The following is a 16,154-nucleotide window of genomic DNA, read 5'->3' as shown; positions in this document are numbered from 1 at the left end:
CACCGTGAACAGCTCCCCGACCCCGGCGGTGCCGGTACTGAACATCGCGAACGTCCTGACGGTCGTGCGCATCCTGCTGGTCCCCTTCTTCATCTGGTTCCTCCTGCTCGACGACGGCGGTGGCGGCCTCTTCCGCTGGCTCGCGGTCGCGACGTTCGCCGTCGCGATCTACACGGACAAGCTCGACGGCGACCTCGCCCGGAGCAGGGGTCTCATCACGGACTTCGGCAAGATCGCCGACCCGATCGCCGACAAGCTCCTCATCGGCTCCGCGCTGATCCTGCTGTCCGTGCTCGGCGAACTGTGGTGGTGGGTGACGATCGTCATCCTGGTGCGGGAGATCGGCATCACGCTGCTCCGCTTCGCGGTGATCCGCTACGGCGTGATGCCCGCCTCGCGCGGCGGGAAGCTGAAGACGGTCGTCCAGACGGTCGCGATCCTCCTGCTCCTGGTCCCGCTGCAGGCGCTGCTCGGCGACTGGGCCTGGTGGGTCGCCGCGGCGGTCATGGCCGCCGCGCTCGTGATCACGGTCGTGACGGGGGTCGACTACATCCTCCAGGCGATCCGTCTCCGCGCGCAGGCCCGCCGGTGAGCCCGTCCTCGTCCGACCCGACGGGCGACAGGCTCCTGGTCCTGCCGCGGCCGGTCGCGGAGGGGGCAGCAGGGGACGCTCGGTGAGCGGCACCCTCGCCGCCGACGTCATCGCCCTCGCCACGCGGCACGGTCTGACGGTCGCGACCGCCGAATCCCTGACCGCCGGCATGGTCGCCTCGGCACTGGCCGATGTGCCCGGGGCCTCGTCCGTCCTGCAGGGCGGTGTAGTCGCCTACCAGGTCGAGGTCAAGCAGAATCTGCTCGACGTGGACGCTGATCTGCTGGCCGATGTCGGCGCCGTCGATGCCCGCGTCGCGGCGGCCATGGCCGAGGGGGCCCGGCTCGCCCTCGTCGCCGACATCGGCGTCGCCACCACGGGAGTGGCCGGGCCGTCGGCCCACCAGGGCAAGCCCGTGGGTACCGTCTTCACGGCGATCTCGACGGCATCCGGGACCCGGAGCTTCGAACACCACTTCCACGGCGGGCGGGACGGCATCCGCGCCGCGACCGTCGAAGCCGTCCTGGCGGAACTCCTCGGGGAACTCTCCGGGGGAACAAACCGCCCACGGGGTGAGTTATAAACACTGCCGGCCGTTGATAGGGTTGGCGGCTCAGGCTCAAGCAGATCGGGCAGGTCATCATCACGGGCGTTCGTCGATCACGGCGGTGCCGCATCTATGAGGGAGCAAGGCGATACAGATGGTAAAGCAGCCCGTATCCGTAAACGGCGTCGTCCGTTGGCGTGATGTGGGGTTGGCAGATGATGCACAACGCAAGCCCAAGGAGCGCAAAATGGTCGTACTTCGCCATGAGATCGGCGATGTCCTCCGGGACGTCCGCCAGCGCCAGGGCCGTACCCTGCGTGAGGTGTCGCACAGTGCGAGGGTTTCCCTCGGATACCTCAGCGAGGTCGAGCGTGGACAGAAGGAAGCATCCTCTGAACTCCTCTCATCAATCTGCAGTGCACTCGAGGTGCCGCTCTCCTCGATGCTGCGGGAAGTCAGCGACCGGCTGGCAGAAGCAGAAGGCGTGTCCATCCCGGATACCGTTCCCCAGGAATTCGCGCGTGAGTTCGGCGACGACCTCAGCGACGGACTGAACGACGACTTCCGTCGGGGGCTCGCGGCGACGAACCGCTAGCCACCCCACGACAAGGAAGGCCCGCCCCACAGGGGACGGGCCTTCCTGCTGTCCGCTACCAGTTGTCCTTGGTGTACGTGTTGTTGAGCTGCGCGATCAGGGTGCCCAGACGCGTGAGGTCGTCGACCTCCCAGTCCTCCATGAGCTGGTGGAACGCCTGCTTCCTGGCAGACTGCGCCGCGACCAGCTGGCTGGTTCCGGCGTCCGTGAGCGAGATGGACTGTGCCCGCCCGTCGAGCGGGTCCGCTTCCTTCTGCACCAGGCCGAGCTGCTCCAGCATCGCGATCTGGCGACTGACCGAGGGCTTGCCCACCCCGACGCTCGCAGCGATGTCCGTCAGGCGCATCGACCCCTCCCGCTGCAGGATCACGAGCAGGCCGTAGGCCGCCGGTTCCATGTCCGGGTGCACGCGACGCGCGACCTTGTAGGAATTCGACCTGGCACGACGCCACAGCATGCTCAGCTGTTGCTCGAGCGCTTCGATGGCGGCATCGGTGTCGGCGTCGTCGCCGGGATAGGGCGCCAGGCTCGGGCCGGGGTCGGTGCTGCTCGGCTTCGCGTTCATGGGCCAATTGTAGGGTTCCGGTTCCCGGGCGGCACCATGCGACGCCGGCCGATATCCCGCGACCTCCGTCGACGTGGCGCGACTCCGTCGCGTGCCGGATCGCCAAGAGCACCACGGCGCTGCACGGACCAGCCGCGCAGCCTGCCCTCGTGGCGGGCAGCTCGGGCCCCGCCCCGGCCGATGCTGCGCGGCGTCGGTGCGGGCGGCCACAATGGAGAGGGCGCCGCAGGGCATGCAGGCGCCGTCGAACAGGAACGGCGGGGAACTGGACATGCGGTTGAGCGATTTCTGGCGGTTGATGGACGACGAGTTCGGGGAGCGGTATTCCCGCACCCTCGCCCGTGACCTCGTGGTGGACCAGCTCGGTGACAGGACCGCCTCCGAGGCGCTGTCGGCGGGCCTGGATCCGAAAGCGGTGTGGGAGGCGGTGTGCCGCGCCCAGGACGTCCCCCGGGACCGCTGGCTGGGCCAGGACGTGAAGCCGCGCTGACCCCGCCCGGACCGTCGGCGAACACGCGGGGGAGGTCCTGGATAATCGAATATCTGTTCGGATCGCGGTAGAATGATCCTGGAGGCGGAGTGCTCTTGTACACATAGCGGCAGGCCCACCTCAAACTGTCGGCGCAGACTCCTACAGTCGACACTGAACACGTAAACAGGCCTCACGGCCATGGACAACCGAGGTGAAGAATGGCCGCTCCAGACCGCGAGAAAGCCCTCGAAGCAGCTCTCGCTCAGATCGACAAGCAGTACGGCAAGGGTTCCGTGATGCGTCTCGGTGACGAGACCAGGGCGCCCATCGAGACCATCTCGACCAGCTCCATCGCGCTGGACGCCGCGCTCGGTATCGGCGGGCTGCCCCGGGGAAGGGTCGTCGAGATCTACGGGCCGGAGTCCTCGGGCAAGACCACCGTCGCACTCCACGCCGTCGCCAGTGCCCAGCGCAACGGCGGGATCGCCGCGTTCATCGATGCCGAGCACGCGCTCGACCCCGAGTACGCCAAGCGGCTCGGTGTGGATACGGATGCCCTCCTGGTCTCCCAGCCGGATACCGGTGAGCAGGCGCTGGAGATCATGGACATGCTGATCGGGTCGGGGTCCATCGACATCGTCGTGATCGACTCCGTGGCCGCACTCGTGCCCCGCGCCGAGATCGAGGGCGAGATGGGCGACAGCCACGTCGGTCTGCAGGCGCGCCTCATGAGCCAGGCGCTGCGCAAGATCACCGGTCGCCTGAGCCAGACCAAGACGACGGCCATCTTCATCAACCAGCTACGCGAGAAGATCGGCGTGTTCTTCGGAAGCCCCGAGACCACCACAGGTGGCAAGGCGCTCAAGTTCTACGCCTCCGTCCGCATCGACGTGCGGCGCATCGAGACGTTGAAGGAGGGCGTGAACCCGGTCGGCAACAGGACCCGCGCCAAGATCGTCAAGAACAAGATGGCGCCGCCCTTCAAGCAGGCGGAGTTCGACATCCTCTACGGACACGGGATCTCCCGTGAGGGCGGGCTGATCGACGTCGGGGTCGAGAATGGCCTGGTCAAGAAGTCGGGCGCCTGGTTCACCTACGACGGTGACCAGTTGGGACAGGGCAAGGAGAACGCCCGTAAGTTCCTCATCGACAACCCGGGACTGGCCGATGAGTTGGAGCAGAAGATCCGGGTAAAGCTGGGGATCGGTGTCCACGCGGAGGAACCTGAGGCGCCCAAGCTGAAGGCCGTCAGCGGCGAGTAGCCGCATGAACGGGGACGACGGCGCCGGTTCCGTCGAGTGGGGGACCTCCTTCGGCCGATTCGGCGCCGACAGCTCGCAGGAGCCTGCCGAAAGGTCGGACGGCGACGGCGAGATTCCCCGTCGGCAGGGCATGCGGAAGGGCCTGACGCGGTCCGGATCGTCCTCCTTCGGCCGGAGCGGGGTATCGAGGTCGGCGTCCGGGCGCACGGAAGCCGGAACGTCCAAGCGCAGCCGGCGGCAGCCGGGAGCGCGGGCTACCAGCGGCCGCGGCGGACGCTCCTTCGTCGATCCGTTCGGACCGGTCGTCGGATCGTCGGCCGATGCCGACGCCGATGCCGACGCCGATGCCTCCGCGGATGTGACGGGTGGGCCGTCCGACAGCGGCGAGAGCCCGAGAGCCCGGCCGCAGGGACGCCGCCGTCGGCAGGGTGCGCGAGTCGAGACCGGGACCGGAGCGGATGCCGCACTCGACGGACCGGCCGGGCCACCGCGGCATCCCGACGGTGATGAGATGCCTGCCGACGCTGCGAGGACCGACGAGGAGTGGACGTCACTGGGTCGCTCGGTGCTCCTGCGGCAACTCGCCCTCGGTGCGCGGAGTCGTCATCAACTCGACCGCAAGCTTGCCGAGCGGGAGGTGCCTCCGTCGGTCGCCTCGGCGCTCCTCGACCGGTTCGTCGAGGTGCAGCTGATCGATGACGCGGAGTTCGCGCGCATGTGGGTCCGCACGCGGATCGCGGCCAAATCCCTGTCCCGGTCGTCATTGCGTCGCGAGCTGGCCGAGAAGGGCATCGCCGTCGAGCTCGTCGAGGATGCCCTCGAGCAGGTGTCCGACGAGGACGAGATCGAGCAGGCCCGTGACGTGGTCCGACGGAAGCTGCGGATGTCCGCCGATCTCGCCGACCGGACGGTCCGCGAGAAGGAGATGCGCAGGCTCGTCGGAGTCCTCGCCCGGAAGGGCTACAACCCGGGGAGTGCCTACTCCATCGTCAAGGAGGTCATCGCCGCGGCAGCAGCAGATGCGGCAGAAGGGGCAGAGTCGGAGGGGTGACCCTCATGCATGACCCGGGGATGGCGGAGACGCAGATCGCGCCGAGAGCCCGGGAGGTCGTGGGCGTGCCCGCAGAGGCGCCGGTCCGGGTGCGACCGGACGCGACCGGAGGCGGGCCGTCGCTCGGCTCATCGTCGGACTGCTGTACCGGGCCGGTGCGATTGTGGGGCTCCGTCCCGGCGGTCGTAGGCTTGATGCCGTGAGCAGCACAGTCCCCGTCGCCGTCCGCCCCATCGATCTCGAACCAGCCGGAGCACCCTCCGCCCTGCCGGTACCGCCACGCACCTACGAGGTGCGCACCTTCGGCTGCCAGATGAACGTCCACGACTCCGAGCGGATCTCGGGCCTCCTCGAGGACTCCGGCCTCAGCCGGAACGAGGACGGGCAGGCCGACGTCGTCGTCTTCAACACCTGCGCCGTCCGGGAGAACGCGGACAACAAGCTGTACGGCAACCTCGGGATGCTCAAGGCCATCAAGGAGCAGCGACCGGAGATGCAGATCGCCGTCGGGGGGTGCCTCGCGCAGAAGGATCGGGAGACCATCCTCGCCAAGGCTCCCTGGGTCGACGCGGTCTTCGGAACCCACAACATCGGCGCCCTGCCCGCCCTGCTCCAGCGAGCACGCCACAACCAGGACGCACAGCTGGAGATCCTGGAATCGCTCGACGTGTTCCCGTCCACGCTCCCGACGAAACGCGAATCCGTCTACGCCGGCTGGGTCTCCATCTCGGTCGGGTGCAACAACACCTGCACCTTCTGCATAGTGCCCGCCCTGCGCGGGAAGGAGCGCGACCGCAGGCCGGGGGAGATCCTCGCCGAGATCGAGGCGCTGGTGGCGGACGGGGCCGTCGAGGTCACGCTGCTCGGGCAGAACGTCAATTCCTATGGTGTGGAGTTCGGCGACCGCGGTGCCTTCGCCAAGCTGCTCCGCGCCTGCGGGTCCATCGAGGGTCTCGAGCGCGTGCGCTTCACCAGCCCCCACCCTGCAGCATTCACCGATGACGTCATCGAGGCGATGGCGGAGACGCCGAACGTGATGCCGCAGCTGCACATGCCGCTGCAGTCGGGCTCGGACCGGATCCTCAAGGCGATGCGCCGCTCCTACCGGTCCTCACGGTTCCTCGGCATCCTCGACCGGGTGCGCGAGCGCATGCCGGACGCGGCGATCTCCACCGACATCATCGTCGGGTTCCCGGGCGAAACCGAGGAGGACTTCCAGGCCACCCTCGACGTCGTGGAGCGGTCCCGCTTCGCGACGGCCTTCACGTTCCAGTACTCGAAGCGGCCGGGTACGCCTGCTGCCGATCTTCCCGACCAGCTCCCGAAGGCCGTGGTCCAGGAGCGCTTCGAACGGCTCACAGCACTCCAGGACCGCATCGCCCGCGAGGAGAACGCCCGCCAGGTCGGCCGCTCGGTCGAGGTGCTCGTGACCGATCAGCAGGGCCGCAAGGGCAGCGAGACGCACCGCCTGACCGGGCGGGCACGCGACCAGCGGCTCGTCCACTTCTCCGTGCCCGAGGGAGCACCCGCACCGAGGCCGGGCGACGTCGTCACCGTGCCCGTCACCGAGGCCGCGTCGTTCCACCTGCTCTCGGACCCGGGCCCCGAACAGTACGTCCTCCGCCGTTCGCGGGCGGGAGACGCATGGGACCGGAGCCAGGCCGACTCCTGCGGTGTCCCCAGCGCAGAGGACGGGGCCGTCCGGGCCGTGTCCCTCGGCATGCCGGCCCTCCCCGTCAGGGCGAGCGCCTGGTGATCCTCCCCGTGGTCGCCGTGGTCGGCCCGACCGGATCAGGCAAGTCCGAGCTCGGGGTGGCACTTGCACACCGGCTGGGCGGGGAAGTGATCAATGCCGATGCGCTGCAGCTCTACCGCGGTATGGACATCGGCACGGCGAAGCTGCCTGTCGAGGACCGCCGGGGCGTCGAGCACCATCTCCTCGACGTCCTCGACGTCACGCAGGAAGCATCCGTCGCGGCCTACCAGCGGGACGCACGGAGTGCCATCGACGAGATCCGCAGCCGCGGGCTGGTTCCCGTGCTCGTCGGTGGCTCGGGGCTGTACCTCCGGGCGGCCCTCGACCGTCTCGACTTCCCTCCCACAGACCAGGCGGTCCGCTCCCGCCTGGAGGCCGAACTGCTCGACGGCGGCCGCGCGGTCTTCCGTGAGCGGCTCCGGGCCGTCGATCCCGTATCCGCTGGTCGTATCGAGGACGACCGCCGCCTCGTCCGGGCGCTGGAGGTCCACGAGGTCAGCGGGCGGCCCTTCAGCTCCTTCATGCCGACGCGCGAGTATCATCACCCGGCCGTGCAGATCGGCCTGGCCGTGGACCGTGATCTCCTGCGCGCGCGTCTCGGGGAGCGCGTGCACGGCATGGTCCGCCTCGGGCTGCGCGGGGAGGTCGAGCGACTCGCCGCGAGCGGACTGCGCGAAGGGCGGACGGCATCGCGCGCGCTCGGCTACGGCCAGTTCCTGCGGGTCATCGACGGTGGCCTGACCGAGGCCGAAGCCGTCGACGACACCATCGCCGCCACGCGCCGCTTCGCGAAGCGGCAACTGACCTGGTTCCGGGGGGACCCCAGGATCACGTGGCTGGACGCGCAGCAGGAGAGCCTCGTCGACGACGCCGCCGCCCTGGTGCGGTCCAGCAGGGACCTATCCTTGAAGGCGTGACCGACTCCCGCAGCGACACCGAACCAGCCCGCGACACCGACCAGACGGACGCCGTCGTCGGAGACTCCTCCGGGCTCACCTTCACCAAGGGCCATGGCACGGGCAACGACTTCATCCTCGTGCTCGACCCCGACGGCCTCGCACCGACGGACCGCCCTTTCGTCGCAGCCCTGTGCGATCGGCACCGCGGCATCGGCGCGGACGGCTACATCCGCGCGGTCCGCTCGTCCTCGCTCCCGGAGGGCCGCGCTCTCCTGCAGACCGAACCCGCCGCGGAATGGTTCATGGACTACCGCAACGGCGACGGGTCCGTGTCGGAGATGTGCGGCAACGGCGTCCGCGTCTTCGCCCACTTCCTCCTCGAGATGTCCGTCGCGCACCTGCCCGAGGGCGGAGAACTGGCCATCGGTACGCGCGCCGGCGTCAAGCGTGTGGCACGGTCCGGCACCGAGTACGCGGTGGACATGGGCCCGTGGGAGTTCATCGCGCCCGATGCCGCCGTGTCTCGGGGCATGGACTCGCTCGTCGCCGTCGGCGGGCTCGACGTCGACCGTCCCGGGCTGTCGATCAGCATGGGCAACCCGCACACCGTCGTCGCGCTGGCGGAGTACGAGGAACTGGGCCGGACAGAGCTGAACAGGGCACCGGTCGTGGATCCGGTGCCTCCGCTCGGGACCAATGTGGAGCTGGTCGTGCCGTCCGATCCGCTGGTGGGGGACGACGGCGTGGGTCGCCTGACCATGAGGGTGCACGAGCGGGGTGTCGGAGAGACGCAGTCCTGCGGGACCGGGGCCTGCGCCGCGGCAGCGGCGACGCGCTTCTGGGCAGGGCCCACGGCGCCGGCGCACTGGCTCGTCACGGTACCCGGCGGCGTGGTCGGCGTGACCTTCTTCGACGGTCCGGAGGGTCGGGAGCACGTGCAGCTCAGCGGGCCGGCCGTCCTGGTGGCCCACGGCACCCTCCTGAACGGCTCCTGAACGGCGCCTGAATGCTCCTGCATGCTCACCCCGGTGTACCGCCGGTCGCGGTGATCGTGGTTCCGGCGCTGGACGGGCCGGAGCGGCAGGGACGTCAGTCCGCCCGGTGCACCTTGATGATGCGGAAGGACTTGGACGTCTCGGCGCGCCGCACCGTGAAGCCGGTGGGCAGTTCGTCTGCCAGCCACCGCTGCAGTGAGTCGGCGCCGAGATTCTTCTGCACCACCAGCCAGGCCCGGCCGCCCGGGGCGAGCCGGGGGATCCAGCGGAGCAGCAGCGCGTGGAGCTCCTGCTTGCCGATACGGATCGGCGGATTCGACCAGATGGTGTCGAACTCGAGGTCAGGGTCGACATCGTCGGGCTTCGCGCCCGTGATGTTCGTCAGGCCCAGGCGTGTCGCATTCTCGGCGGTGAGTGCGAGGCACCGCTCGTTCACGTCGACCGCAAGGACCGACGCCTGCGGGGCCTGGATCGCCAGGGTCAGCGCGATCGGGCCCCACCCGCACCCGACGTCCAGCAGCCGCTGTCCCTCGGGGGCCGGTACGCCGTCCAGGAGGATTCGCGTGCCCTTGTCGACGCCGTCGGGACTGAAGATCCCCGACGAGGTCACGAGCTCGCGCCGTTCGCCGGCGAGGACGACAGACAGGGGTTTCCGGGTGTCCGGACCGGACGGCTGCTCGCTGAAATAGTGCTGGGACTCCATGGGGAAAGCCTAGTGGCAGCCTGCAGGCAACCGGTCCGGCCGACATTTCGCGCTGGGAGAAGAGCCTGTGTCCGTCGTCGTGCGTGGACGTAGAATTGACCTACTCATACCTAGGGAGACCATGACCACGAACAACGGACATTCCGCCGGAGCCGACATGGGCCCGGAGGAGATCCAGGCAGTCATCGATCGGATTCTCGCCAGCGACGAAGCTGCCGTGGCGAAGACGAAGGCCGGTACATCGGAGCAGGCTGCCGCGCCCACGGAGAAGACCTGGCGCTCGCGGGCGCTCGCCCTCTCGGACGGGGACGAGACGTCGGACGCCGACGGGGACCAGCAGGATCTCGCCGAACGCCGCGCCCTGCGGCGCGTCGCGGGACTCTCCACGGAGCTCGAGGACGTCACCGAGGTCGAATACCGCCAGCTGAGGCTCGAGCGCGTGGTCCTCGCCGGACTGTGGAGCGAGGGCACGGCGCAGGATGCCGAGAACTCGCTGCAGGAGCTGGCGGCCCTCGCCGAGACAGCAGGTTCCGAGGTCCTCGACGGGATCGTCCAGCGCCGGCTCAAGCCGGACCCCGGGACGTTCCTCGGTTCGGGCAAGGCACAGGAGTTGAAGGACATCGTGCAGGCCACGGGCGCGGACACCGTGATCGTGGACAGCGAGCTCTCGCCGTCCCAGCGGCGTGGCCTCGAGGACATCGTCAAGGTGAAGGTCATCGACCGGACCGCCCTGATCCTCGACATCTTCGCGCAGCACGCCAAGTCCCGCGAGGGCAAGGCGCAGGTGGAACTGGCCCAGCTCGAGTACCTCCTGCCGCGTCTGCGTGGCTGGGGCGAGTCGATGTCCCGCCAGGCCGGTGGCCAGGTCGGCAGTGCCGGGGCGGGCATGGGATCGCGCGGACCGGGTGAGACGAAGATCGAACTCGACCGACGCAAGATCCGCACCCGCATGGCGAAACTGCGCCGGGAGATCGCGGGGATGAAGCCTGCCCGGGAGACGAAGCGGTCCAACCGCCGCCGGAACCAGGTGCCGTCCGTGGCGATCGCCGGGTACACGAACGCCGGGAAGTCCTCGCTCCTGAACCGCCTCACCGATGCCGGCGTGCTCGTCGAGAACGCGTTGTTCGCGACTCTCGATCCGACCATCCGACGCACCGAGACGCCGGACGGGATCGGCTACACGCTGGCCGACACCGTCGGCTTCGTCCGGTCGCTGCCCACACAGCTCATCGAGGCCTTCCGGTCCACCCTCGAGGAGGTCGCCGACTCGGACCTCATCCTGCACGTCGTCGACGCCTCCCACCCCGACCCCGAGGGGCAGATCGCCGCGGTCCGCGCGGTGCTGACGGAGGTCGAGGCCCGGAACGTCCCCGAGATCATCGTGCTCAACAAGGCCGATGCAGCCGATCCGTTCGTCATCGAGCGACTGCGTCAGCGGGAGCCGCGCTCCGTGGTCGTCTCCGCCCGGACCGGTGCGGGCCTGACCGAACTGCGGCAGCTGATCAGCACGAGCATCCCGCGCCCCGGGGTGAAGCTCGACCTGATGGTGCCCTACGAGCACGGCGAGATCGTCAGCCGCCTCCACGAAGAGGATGCCGAGATCCTCGGGATGGAGCACGTCGACGAGGGGACCCGCCTCGAGGTGATGGTCCGCGAGGGCCTGGCAGCCGAGCTGGAGCCGTACGTCCGGCATGAGTGACAGCACGCGGTCCGGCGCCGCCGTCGCGGCGCCGGACGCGGCTCGCCCTTCCCCGGAATCACGCCAGGCGCTCGAGCTCCTCGACGCCGCCGTCTCCGCCATGGGCGGGGAGATGCGCTCGGGCCAGCACGAGATGGTCCGTCAGGTCAGTGAGGCGATCCACTCGGGCGACCACCTGCTCGTCCAGGCCGGCACGGGAACCGGCAAGTCGCTCGCCTATCTGGTGCCCCTGATCGCCCACGCCATGGACAGCGATCGCCCGTCCGTCGTATCGACCGCGACGCTCGCCCTCCAGGCACAGATCGTGGGCCGGGACCTGCCACGACTGCTGGACGCGGTCCGGCCCGCGCTTGCCCGGCCGGTCGACGTCGCGCTGCTCAAGGGGCGCTCGAACTACGTCTGCCTGCACAAGACCGGCGGGGGATTCCCGGAGGAGGATGCGCCGGACACGCTCTTCAGCCTCGGCGAGGATGCGGCTCCCCACCCGGCGCCGGCCGCCATCGCGGGTGGAGCCGCCTCGGCTCTGGGCCGTGAGGTGGTCCGGCTCCGGGAGTGGGCGGAGGAGACGGAGACGGGTGACCGCGACGACCTCGTGCCCGGCGTCAGCGATCGTGCATGGCGGCAGGTGTCCGTCTCCAGCATGGAGTGCCTCGGCGCCGCGCGCTGCCCCGTCGCCCAGGAGTGCTTCAGCGAGAAGGCCCGCGCCGCGGCGGCCGACGCCGACATCATCATCACGAATCACGCCATGCTGGCGATCAGCGCCTTCGAGGGGCTCGCCGTGCTGCCCGAGTACGACGTCGTCGTGATCGACGAGGCGCACGAGCTCCACGACCGTGTCACCGGGGCCGTCTCCGGTCAGCTCTCCGCCGCCATGGTCAGCACGGCGGCCGCCGGCCTCAGGCGCCATGCGTCCGTTGCGACGACAGCGCTCGACTCCGCAGCCAGCGCCTTCGAGGCCGCGTCCGAGCTGGTCTCCTCCGGTCTGCTCGCCGGCGGGCTCCCGGACGATCTGGAGCAGACCCTCGCCCAGGTCCGCGATGCGGCTCGCGCCGCCCTCTCCGACACCAGGACGGACGGGAAGTCCGAGGCCGATGCGGACGGCGGACGCCAGATGGCGAGGTCCCGCGTCACGCTCGTGTTCGACCTGGCCGAGCGGATCCTCGCGGCGTCGGACGCGAAGGAGGTGGTCTGGGCGTCGAGGCCCAGCAGCTTCACGCCCGGATCCGGCTATTCACCGGCGGACGAGAGTGCGCCGGCGACCCTCAACGTGGCGCCGCTCTCGGTGGCCGGCCGGCTCCGCGAAGGGCTCTTCGAGGACCACACCGTGATCCTGACGTCGGCGACACTGGCCATCGGATCCGAATTCGGCCCGGTCGCCGGGTCCCTGGGTCTGAGTGGCCCGGGCGCGCCGGCGTGGACCGGCGTGGACGTGGGCAGTCCGTTCGACTACCCCCGCCAGGGCGTTCTGTACGTCGCCAAGGATCTGCCGAAACCTGAGCGCGGGACGTCGGACGCGCAGCTCGAGGAGTTGCTGGTGCTGCTCACGGCGTCGCGGGGCGGAGCGCTGGGGCTCTTCTCGTCCAAGCGGGCCGCCGAGGAAGCCGCGGAGGCACTGCGCCCGAAGGTGGACTTCGAGATCCTCTGCCAGGGGGAGTCCTCGCTCAACGCCCTGGTCACGCAGTTCGCCGAGGAACAGGACACGTGCCTGTTCGGCACCATGTCGCTCTGGCAGGGCGTCGATGTGCCGGGGGAGTCCTGCCGCCTCGTCGTGATCGATCGCATCCCCTTCCCGCGGCCGGACGATCCGCTGATGACGGCGCGCACCCGGGACGTCGCCCGGAACGGCGGCAACGGGTTCATGAGCGTGTCCGCCACGCACGCGGCGGTCCGCCTCGCCCAGGGAGCGGGACGCCTGATCCGTGCCACCGGTGACCGGGGGGTCGTCGCCGTGCTGGACAGCCGTCTCGCCACGGCGCGGTACGGCGGGTTCCTCCGGGCAGCGCTGCCGCCCTTCTGGGCGACGACGGACCGGGCCACGGTCACCGGCATCCTCGAGCGGATCTCGGGGCGCTGAGGGCTCCGGGCCCGGTGTCCTCCGGCGGGTCTCGGGGCGCCGAGGTCTCCGGGCGGGGGCCGTGCAGGATGCCGGCGGGCAGTCCCCCTCGGCAGGTGTCCCAGCACCGTCGGGCGATCACCGGGCGGGCGGGCTCCCGCCCCGGTCGGAACGGGCTAGAGAGCCCGCATCACCGAGACGACCTTGCCCATGATGCTCGCGTGGTCTCCGAGGATCGGTTCGTAGCGGGTGTTCTGCGGCAGGAGCCACGTGTGGCCGTCGCGCTGGCGGAAGGTCTTGACCGTCGCCTCGTCGTCCAGCAGGGCAGCCACGATGTCGCCGTTCTGGGCGCTCTGCTGACGCCGCACCACCACCCAGTCGCCGTCGCAGATGGCGGCGTCGACCATCGAGTCCCCGGACACCCTGAGCATGAACAGATCGCCGTGGCCCACGAGCTGCCGGGGGAGGGGCATCACGTCCTCCACCACCTGATCGGCCAGGATCGGTCCACCCGCCGCGATGCGTCCGACGAGCGGCACCAGCGCCGTGTCGACGGCGAACTGCTGCTCCGGGGCCGTACCCGACGCGGACGACGCGTCACCCGGCGTCTCCGCGGCAAGCGTCAGCGGCAGCAGGACCTCCATGGCACGGGGCCGCTTCGGGTCCCGCCGGACATAGCCGAGGCGCTCGAGCTGTGACAGCTGGTGCGTGACGCTCGACAGGCTCGCCAGACCGACGGTGTCGCCGATCTCCCGCATGGACGGGGGATACCCCTTATCGGCGATCGACCGCTGGATGGTCTCCAGGATGGTCAGCTGACGGGCCGTCAGTCCTTTGGACACGGACCGGCCCCGTGGCCTGCCGCGGCCCGCGCTGAGGGGCACGACGTCGGTCGGGGCGTCAACGGTGTTCGAATCCTGTCGAGCTGCCGGTGTTCGTTCCGCCACGGTGAGCCTTTCGCCTGGGACTGTCCGTCCCGTCGGTTCCGCCCTCGCGCCTCCGGTCGTCCCGGAAGCGATTGTGTCAGTGGCGGGTGATTGTCTTGGATTTATCGGGGCCGTCGTTACGCGGAAGCAGCGACGTCACCGGTGTTCTCCTGTCACGTTCACGCTAGGACAGACCGGGGCACTTATCAAACATATGTTCGAGCGAGTCTCGACAGCGGTCGTCGCTGAGTGCTAGAAATAGGACCAGACGAATTAGAACATGTGTTCGAACACGCTGATCGGGCGGGTCCGTACATTCGAAGAAAGAGGGAATGGACATGGCTGAAGTAACAGTTCTGCACGGCAGCACGGCGCTGTGGGCGCTGACGCCTGCACGGGCGGCATCCCATCTCCGGGTCGTTCCCTCGACGCTCGACGCCGATCCTGCCCGGGTCCGTACGTCCACGCAGCGGACTACGGGCTTCTCGGGTTCCGAAGGCACCGTCAACGACACGCCACCGGCAGCACGGCCGCTCACACTGACGAGGCGCGGACGCCTGCTGCTGGTGGGCCTGCCCATCGCCCTCGGTGTCGCGGCGCTGGTCCTCCTCGGAGCGTTCCTCACATCACAGGCGCAGGCCGGGGTGGACGCTCCTGCGCCGTCAGCCGTGGTCCAGGTCGATGTCGCGGCGGGCGAGACACTCTGGGACCTGGCCGTCCAGTACGCGCCGGAGCGGGACACGCGTCAGGTCGTCGGCGAGATGGTGGAGCTGAACAATCTGGGCACGTCGGTGATCCACGCGGGTCAGAGCCTCTCCATCCCGGCTCGGGGCTGAATCGCTCCGTCCGGATTCCCCCGGAGGTGCCGGCCCGAAGGTCCGATGCTCCTGACGGGGTCCCGTCGCATTCGTCGGTGGAGAAGCCGTCGCTTAAACTGGATGGGTGCCTTCAACCGTCGACGCCCTAGCGAACCTGCCCCTCCGTGACGATCTCGTGGGGCTGCACCCGTACGGCGCGCCACAACTCGATGTTCCGGTCCTCCTGAACGTGAACGAGAACACCTTCGGTGTTCCGGCCGACGTGCATGCGGCGATCGTCGCCGCCGTGGATGCGGCCGCGCAGGGATTGAACCGTTACCCGGACCGCGAGTTCACCGAGCTGCGGACGAACCTCGCCCGCTACCTCGGCCACGGGCTCACGCCGGACCAGCTCTGGGCGGCCAATGGTTCCAACGAGGTGCTGCAGCAGATCCTCCAGGCATTCGGGGGGCCGGGGCGGACGGCGATCGGCTTTCCTCCCACCTATTCGATGTATCCGCTGCTGGCCAGCGGGACCGGGACCCGGTACGTCACCGCACCACGCGACGCGGCCTATGCCATGACGCCCGACGCCACGGCGCGGGCCGTGCGGGACTCCGGCGCCAACATCGTGTTCCTCTGCTCCCCGAACAACCCGACCGGGACGGCGCTCGGGCTGGAGGTCGTCGAGGCGGTCTACGAGGCAGGGAAGGATTCCCGGGCGATCGTGATTGTGGACGAGGCCTACGGCGAGTTCGCCCAGGAGGGGACGGCCAGCGCCCTGACCCTGCTGCCCGGTCGGCCCCGGTTGCTCGTCTCGCGGACCATGAGCAAGGCGTTCGCCCTGGCCGGTGCCAGGATCGGTTACCTCGCCGCCGCACCGGAGATCACCGACGCCCTCCGCCTGGTGCGCCTCCCGTACCACCTCTCCGCGATCACGCAGGCGGCGGCCAATGCGGCCCTGACCCACGCCGCCACGCTGCTGTCCAACGTCGAGGCGATCAAGGTGCAGCGGGACCGGATCGTGGTGGAACTGCAGCGGCTCGGGCTGACGCCGGCGCCGTCCGACGCGAACTTCGTCTTCTTCACGGGCCTCGACGACCCGCACCGTGTCTGGGAAGGCCTGCTGGCGGCCGGGGTGCTGATCCGTGACGTCGGCATACCGGGGTCGCTGCGGGTGACGGCCGGGACCGAGGAGGAGACGACCCTCTTCCTCTCGGCGCTGAAGAACCTCCTGTAGGG

General features: G+C 69.6%; 16 protein-coding genes. 13 read left to right on the top strand and 3 right to left on the bottom strand.

The features are described 5' to 3' along the window. Positions 1 to 4 precede the first annotated feature (4 nt). From pgsA to ACTIMO_RS10840, 3 genes are all read left to right on the top strand, one after another. Positions 5 to 592, top strand: a complete 588-nt coding sequence (pgsA, locus tag ACTIMO_RS10850; RefSeq protein ID WP_448182421.1) for a CDP-diacylglycerol--glycerol-3-phosphate 3-phosphatidyltransferase — start codon at positions 5 to 7, stop codon at positions 590 to 592. An 82-nt stretch (positions 593 to 674) separates the two neighbouring features. Continuing rightward, complete coding sequence (locus ACTIMO_RS10845) at positions 675 to 1,175, top strand: CinA family protein (RefSeq protein WP_448182420.1); 501 nt, start codon at positions 675 to 677, stop codon at positions 1,173 to 1,175. Positions 1,176 to 1,293: 118 nt separating this feature from the next. Further along, positions 1,294 to 1,734, top strand: a complete 441-nt coding sequence (locus tag ACTIMO_RS10840) for a helix-turn-helix domain-containing protein (RefSeq protein ID WP_055772501.1) — start codon at positions 1,294 to 1,296, stop codon at positions 1,732 to 1,734. Positions 1,735 to 1,789: 55 nt separating this feature from the next. On the opposite strand, the gene ACTIMO_RS10835 is transcribed toward ACTIMO_RS10840, so the two are convergent. Beyond that, positions 1,790 to 2,299, bottom strand: a complete 510-nt coding sequence (locus ACTIMO_RS10835; RefSeq protein ID WP_448182419.1) for a MarR family winged helix-turn-helix transcriptional regulator — start codon at positions 2,297 to 2,299, stop codon at positions 1,790 to 1,792. A gap of 271 nt (positions 2,300 to 2,570) precedes the next feature. Here ACTIMO_RS10835 and ACTIMO_RS10830 point away from each other — a divergent pair, with 271 nt between their 5' ends. From ACTIMO_RS10830 to dapF, 6 genes are all read left to right on the top strand, one after another. Then, positions 2,571 to 2,789, top strand: a complete 219-nt coding sequence (locus ACTIMO_RS10830; protein ID WP_055772804.1) for a DUF3046 domain-containing protein — start codon at positions 2,571 to 2,573, stop codon at positions 2,787 to 2,789. A 200-nt stretch (positions 2,790 to 2,989) separates the two neighbouring features. Beyond that, positions 2,990 to 4,033: a recombinase RecA gene (recA, locus tag ACTIMO_RS10825; RefSeq protein ID WP_055772494.1), complete on the top strand. Its 1,044-nt coding sequence runs from the start codon at positions 2,990 to 2,992 to the stop codon at positions 4,031 to 4,033. 4 nt (positions 4,034 to 4,037) lie between these two features. Next, positions 4,038 to 5,084 carry a regulatory protein RecX gene (locus ACTIMO_RS10820; RefSeq protein WP_448182418.1) on the top strand — a complete coding sequence of 349 codons (1,047 nt, stop codon included), beginning with the start codon at positions 4,038 to 4,040 and terminating at the stop codon, positions 5,082 to 5,084. 232 nt (positions 5,085 to 5,316) lie between these two features. Further along, the gene (miaB, locus tag ACTIMO_RS10815) at positions 5,317 to 6,840 is read left to right on the top strand and encodes a tRNA (N6-isopentenyl adenosine(37)-C2)-methylthiotransferase MiaB (RefSeq protein ID WP_448182488.1); all 1,524 of its coding nucleotides are present in this window, start codon (positions 5,317 to 5,319) and stop codon (positions 6,838 to 6,840) included. After that, entirely contained in the window at positions 6,834 to 7,757 is a 924-nt protein-coding gene (miaA, locus tag ACTIMO_RS10810; protein ID WP_448182487.1) for a tRNA (adenosine(37)-N6)-dimethylallyltransferase MiaA, read from the top strand. Before miaB ends, miaA begins: the two co-directional genes overlap by 7 nt. Further along, positions 7,754 to 8,734, top strand: coding sequence for a diaminopimelate epimerase (dapF, locus tag ACTIMO_RS10805; protein ID WP_448182417.1), 981 nt, complete (start codon positions 7,754 to 7,756; stop codon positions 8,732 to 8,734). The genes miaA and dapF overlap by 4 nt, the downstream gene beginning before the upstream one ends. A gap of 94 nt (positions 8,735 to 8,828) precedes the next feature. On the opposite strand, the gene ACTIMO_RS10800 is transcribed toward dapF, so the two are convergent. Then, positions 8,829 to 9,437, bottom strand: coding sequence for a class I SAM-dependent methyltransferase (locus tag ACTIMO_RS10800; protein ID WP_448182416.1), 609 nt, complete (start codon positions 9,435 to 9,437; stop codon positions 8,829 to 8,831). Between the two features lie 121 nt (positions 9,438 to 9,558). On the opposite strand from ACTIMO_RS10800, the gene hflX reads away from it, so the two are divergent. Together hflX and ACTIMO_RS10790 are read left to right on the top strand one after the other, a co-directional pair. Further along, positions 9,559 to 11,136: a GTPase HflX gene (gene hflX / locus ACTIMO_RS10795; protein WP_448182415.1), complete on the top strand. Its 1,578-nt coding sequence runs from the start codon at positions 9,559 to 9,561 to the stop codon at positions 11,134 to 11,136. Beyond that, positions 11,129 to 13,210 (top strand): ATP-dependent DNA helicase, encoded by a 2,082-nt coding sequence (locus ACTIMO_RS10790; protein WP_422391640.1) that lies wholly within the window; start codon positions 11,129 to 11,131, stop codon positions 13,208 to 13,210. The genes hflX and ACTIMO_RS10790 overlap by 8 nt, the downstream gene beginning before the upstream one ends. Positions 13,211 to 13,365: 155 nt before the next feature. Here ACTIMO_RS10790 and lexA read toward each other — a convergent pair whose 3' ends face one another. Further along, a complete protein-coding gene (lexA, locus tag ACTIMO_RS10785; protein WP_055772474.1) occupies positions 13,366 to 14,073 on the bottom strand; it encodes a transcriptional repressor LexA in 708 nt (235 codons plus the stop codon). A gap of 380 nt (positions 14,074 to 14,453) precedes the next feature. On the opposite strand from lexA, the gene ACTIMO_RS10780 reads away from it, so the two are divergent. Both ACTIMO_RS10780 and ACTIMO_RS10775 read left to right on the top strand, forming a co-directional pair. Next, positions 14,454 to 14,951 (top strand): LysM peptidoglycan-binding domain-containing protein, encoded by a 498-nt coding sequence (locus ACTIMO_RS10780; protein ID WP_448182414.1) that lies wholly within the window; start codon positions 14,454 to 14,456, stop codon positions 14,949 to 14,951. Positions 14,952 to 15,057: 106 nt separating this feature from the next. Continuing rightward, a complete protein-coding gene (locus ACTIMO_RS10775) occupies positions 15,058 to 16,152 on the top strand; it encodes a histidinol-phosphate transaminase (RefSeq protein ID WP_055772471.1) in 1,095 nt (364 codons plus the stop codon). Positions 16,153 to 16,154 lie beyond the last annotated feature (2 nt).

This window comes from Arthrobacter sp. CP30 (genome assembly GCF_053470025.1).
The sequence above is the reverse complement of the archived record's forward strand: the minus strand, read 5'-3'. Positions and strand labels throughout refer to the sequence as shown.

What these genes read in the sequence shown, in the direction of transcription:
- ACTIMO_RS10800 (WP_448182416.1), bottom strand. Translation starts at nt 9,437, where the DNA reads ATGGAGTCCCAGCACTATTTCAGCGAGCAGCCGTCCGGTCCGGACACC.
- ACTIMO_RS10840 (WP_055772501.1), top strand. Translation starts at nt 1,294, where the DNA reads ATGGTAAAGCAGCCCGTATCCGTAAACGGCGTCGTCCGTTGGCGTGAT.
- ACTIMO_RS10790 (WP_422391640.1), top strand. Translation starts at nt 11,129, where the DNA reads ATGAGTGACAGCACGCGGTCCGGCGCCGCCGTCGCGGCGCCGGACGCG.
- ACTIMO_RS10830 (WP_055772804.1), top strand. Translation starts at nt 2,571, where the DNA reads ATGCGGTTGAGCGATTTCTGGCGGTTGATGGACGACGAGTTCGGGGAG.
- hflX (WP_448182415.1), top strand. Translation starts at nt 9,559, where the DNA reads ATGACCACGAACAACGGACATTCCGCCGGAGCCGACATGGGCCCGGAG.
- ACTIMO_RS10820 (WP_448182418.1), top strand. Translation starts at nt 4,038, where the DNA reads ATGAACGGGGACGACGGCGCCGGTTCCGTCGAGTGGGGGACCTCCTTC.
- ACTIMO_RS10780 (WP_448182414.1), top strand. Translation starts at nt 14,454, where the DNA reads ATGGCTGAAGTAACAGTTCTGCACGGCAGCACGGCGCTGTGGGCGCTG.
- recA (WP_055772494.1), top strand. Translation starts at nt 2,990, where the DNA reads ATGGCCGCTCCAGACCGCGAGAAAGCCCTCGAAGCAGCTCTCGCTCAG.
- ACTIMO_RS10835 (WP_448182419.1), bottom strand. Translation starts at nt 2,299, where the DNA reads ATGAACGCGAAGCCGAGCAGCACCGACCCCGGCCCGAGCCTGGCGCCC.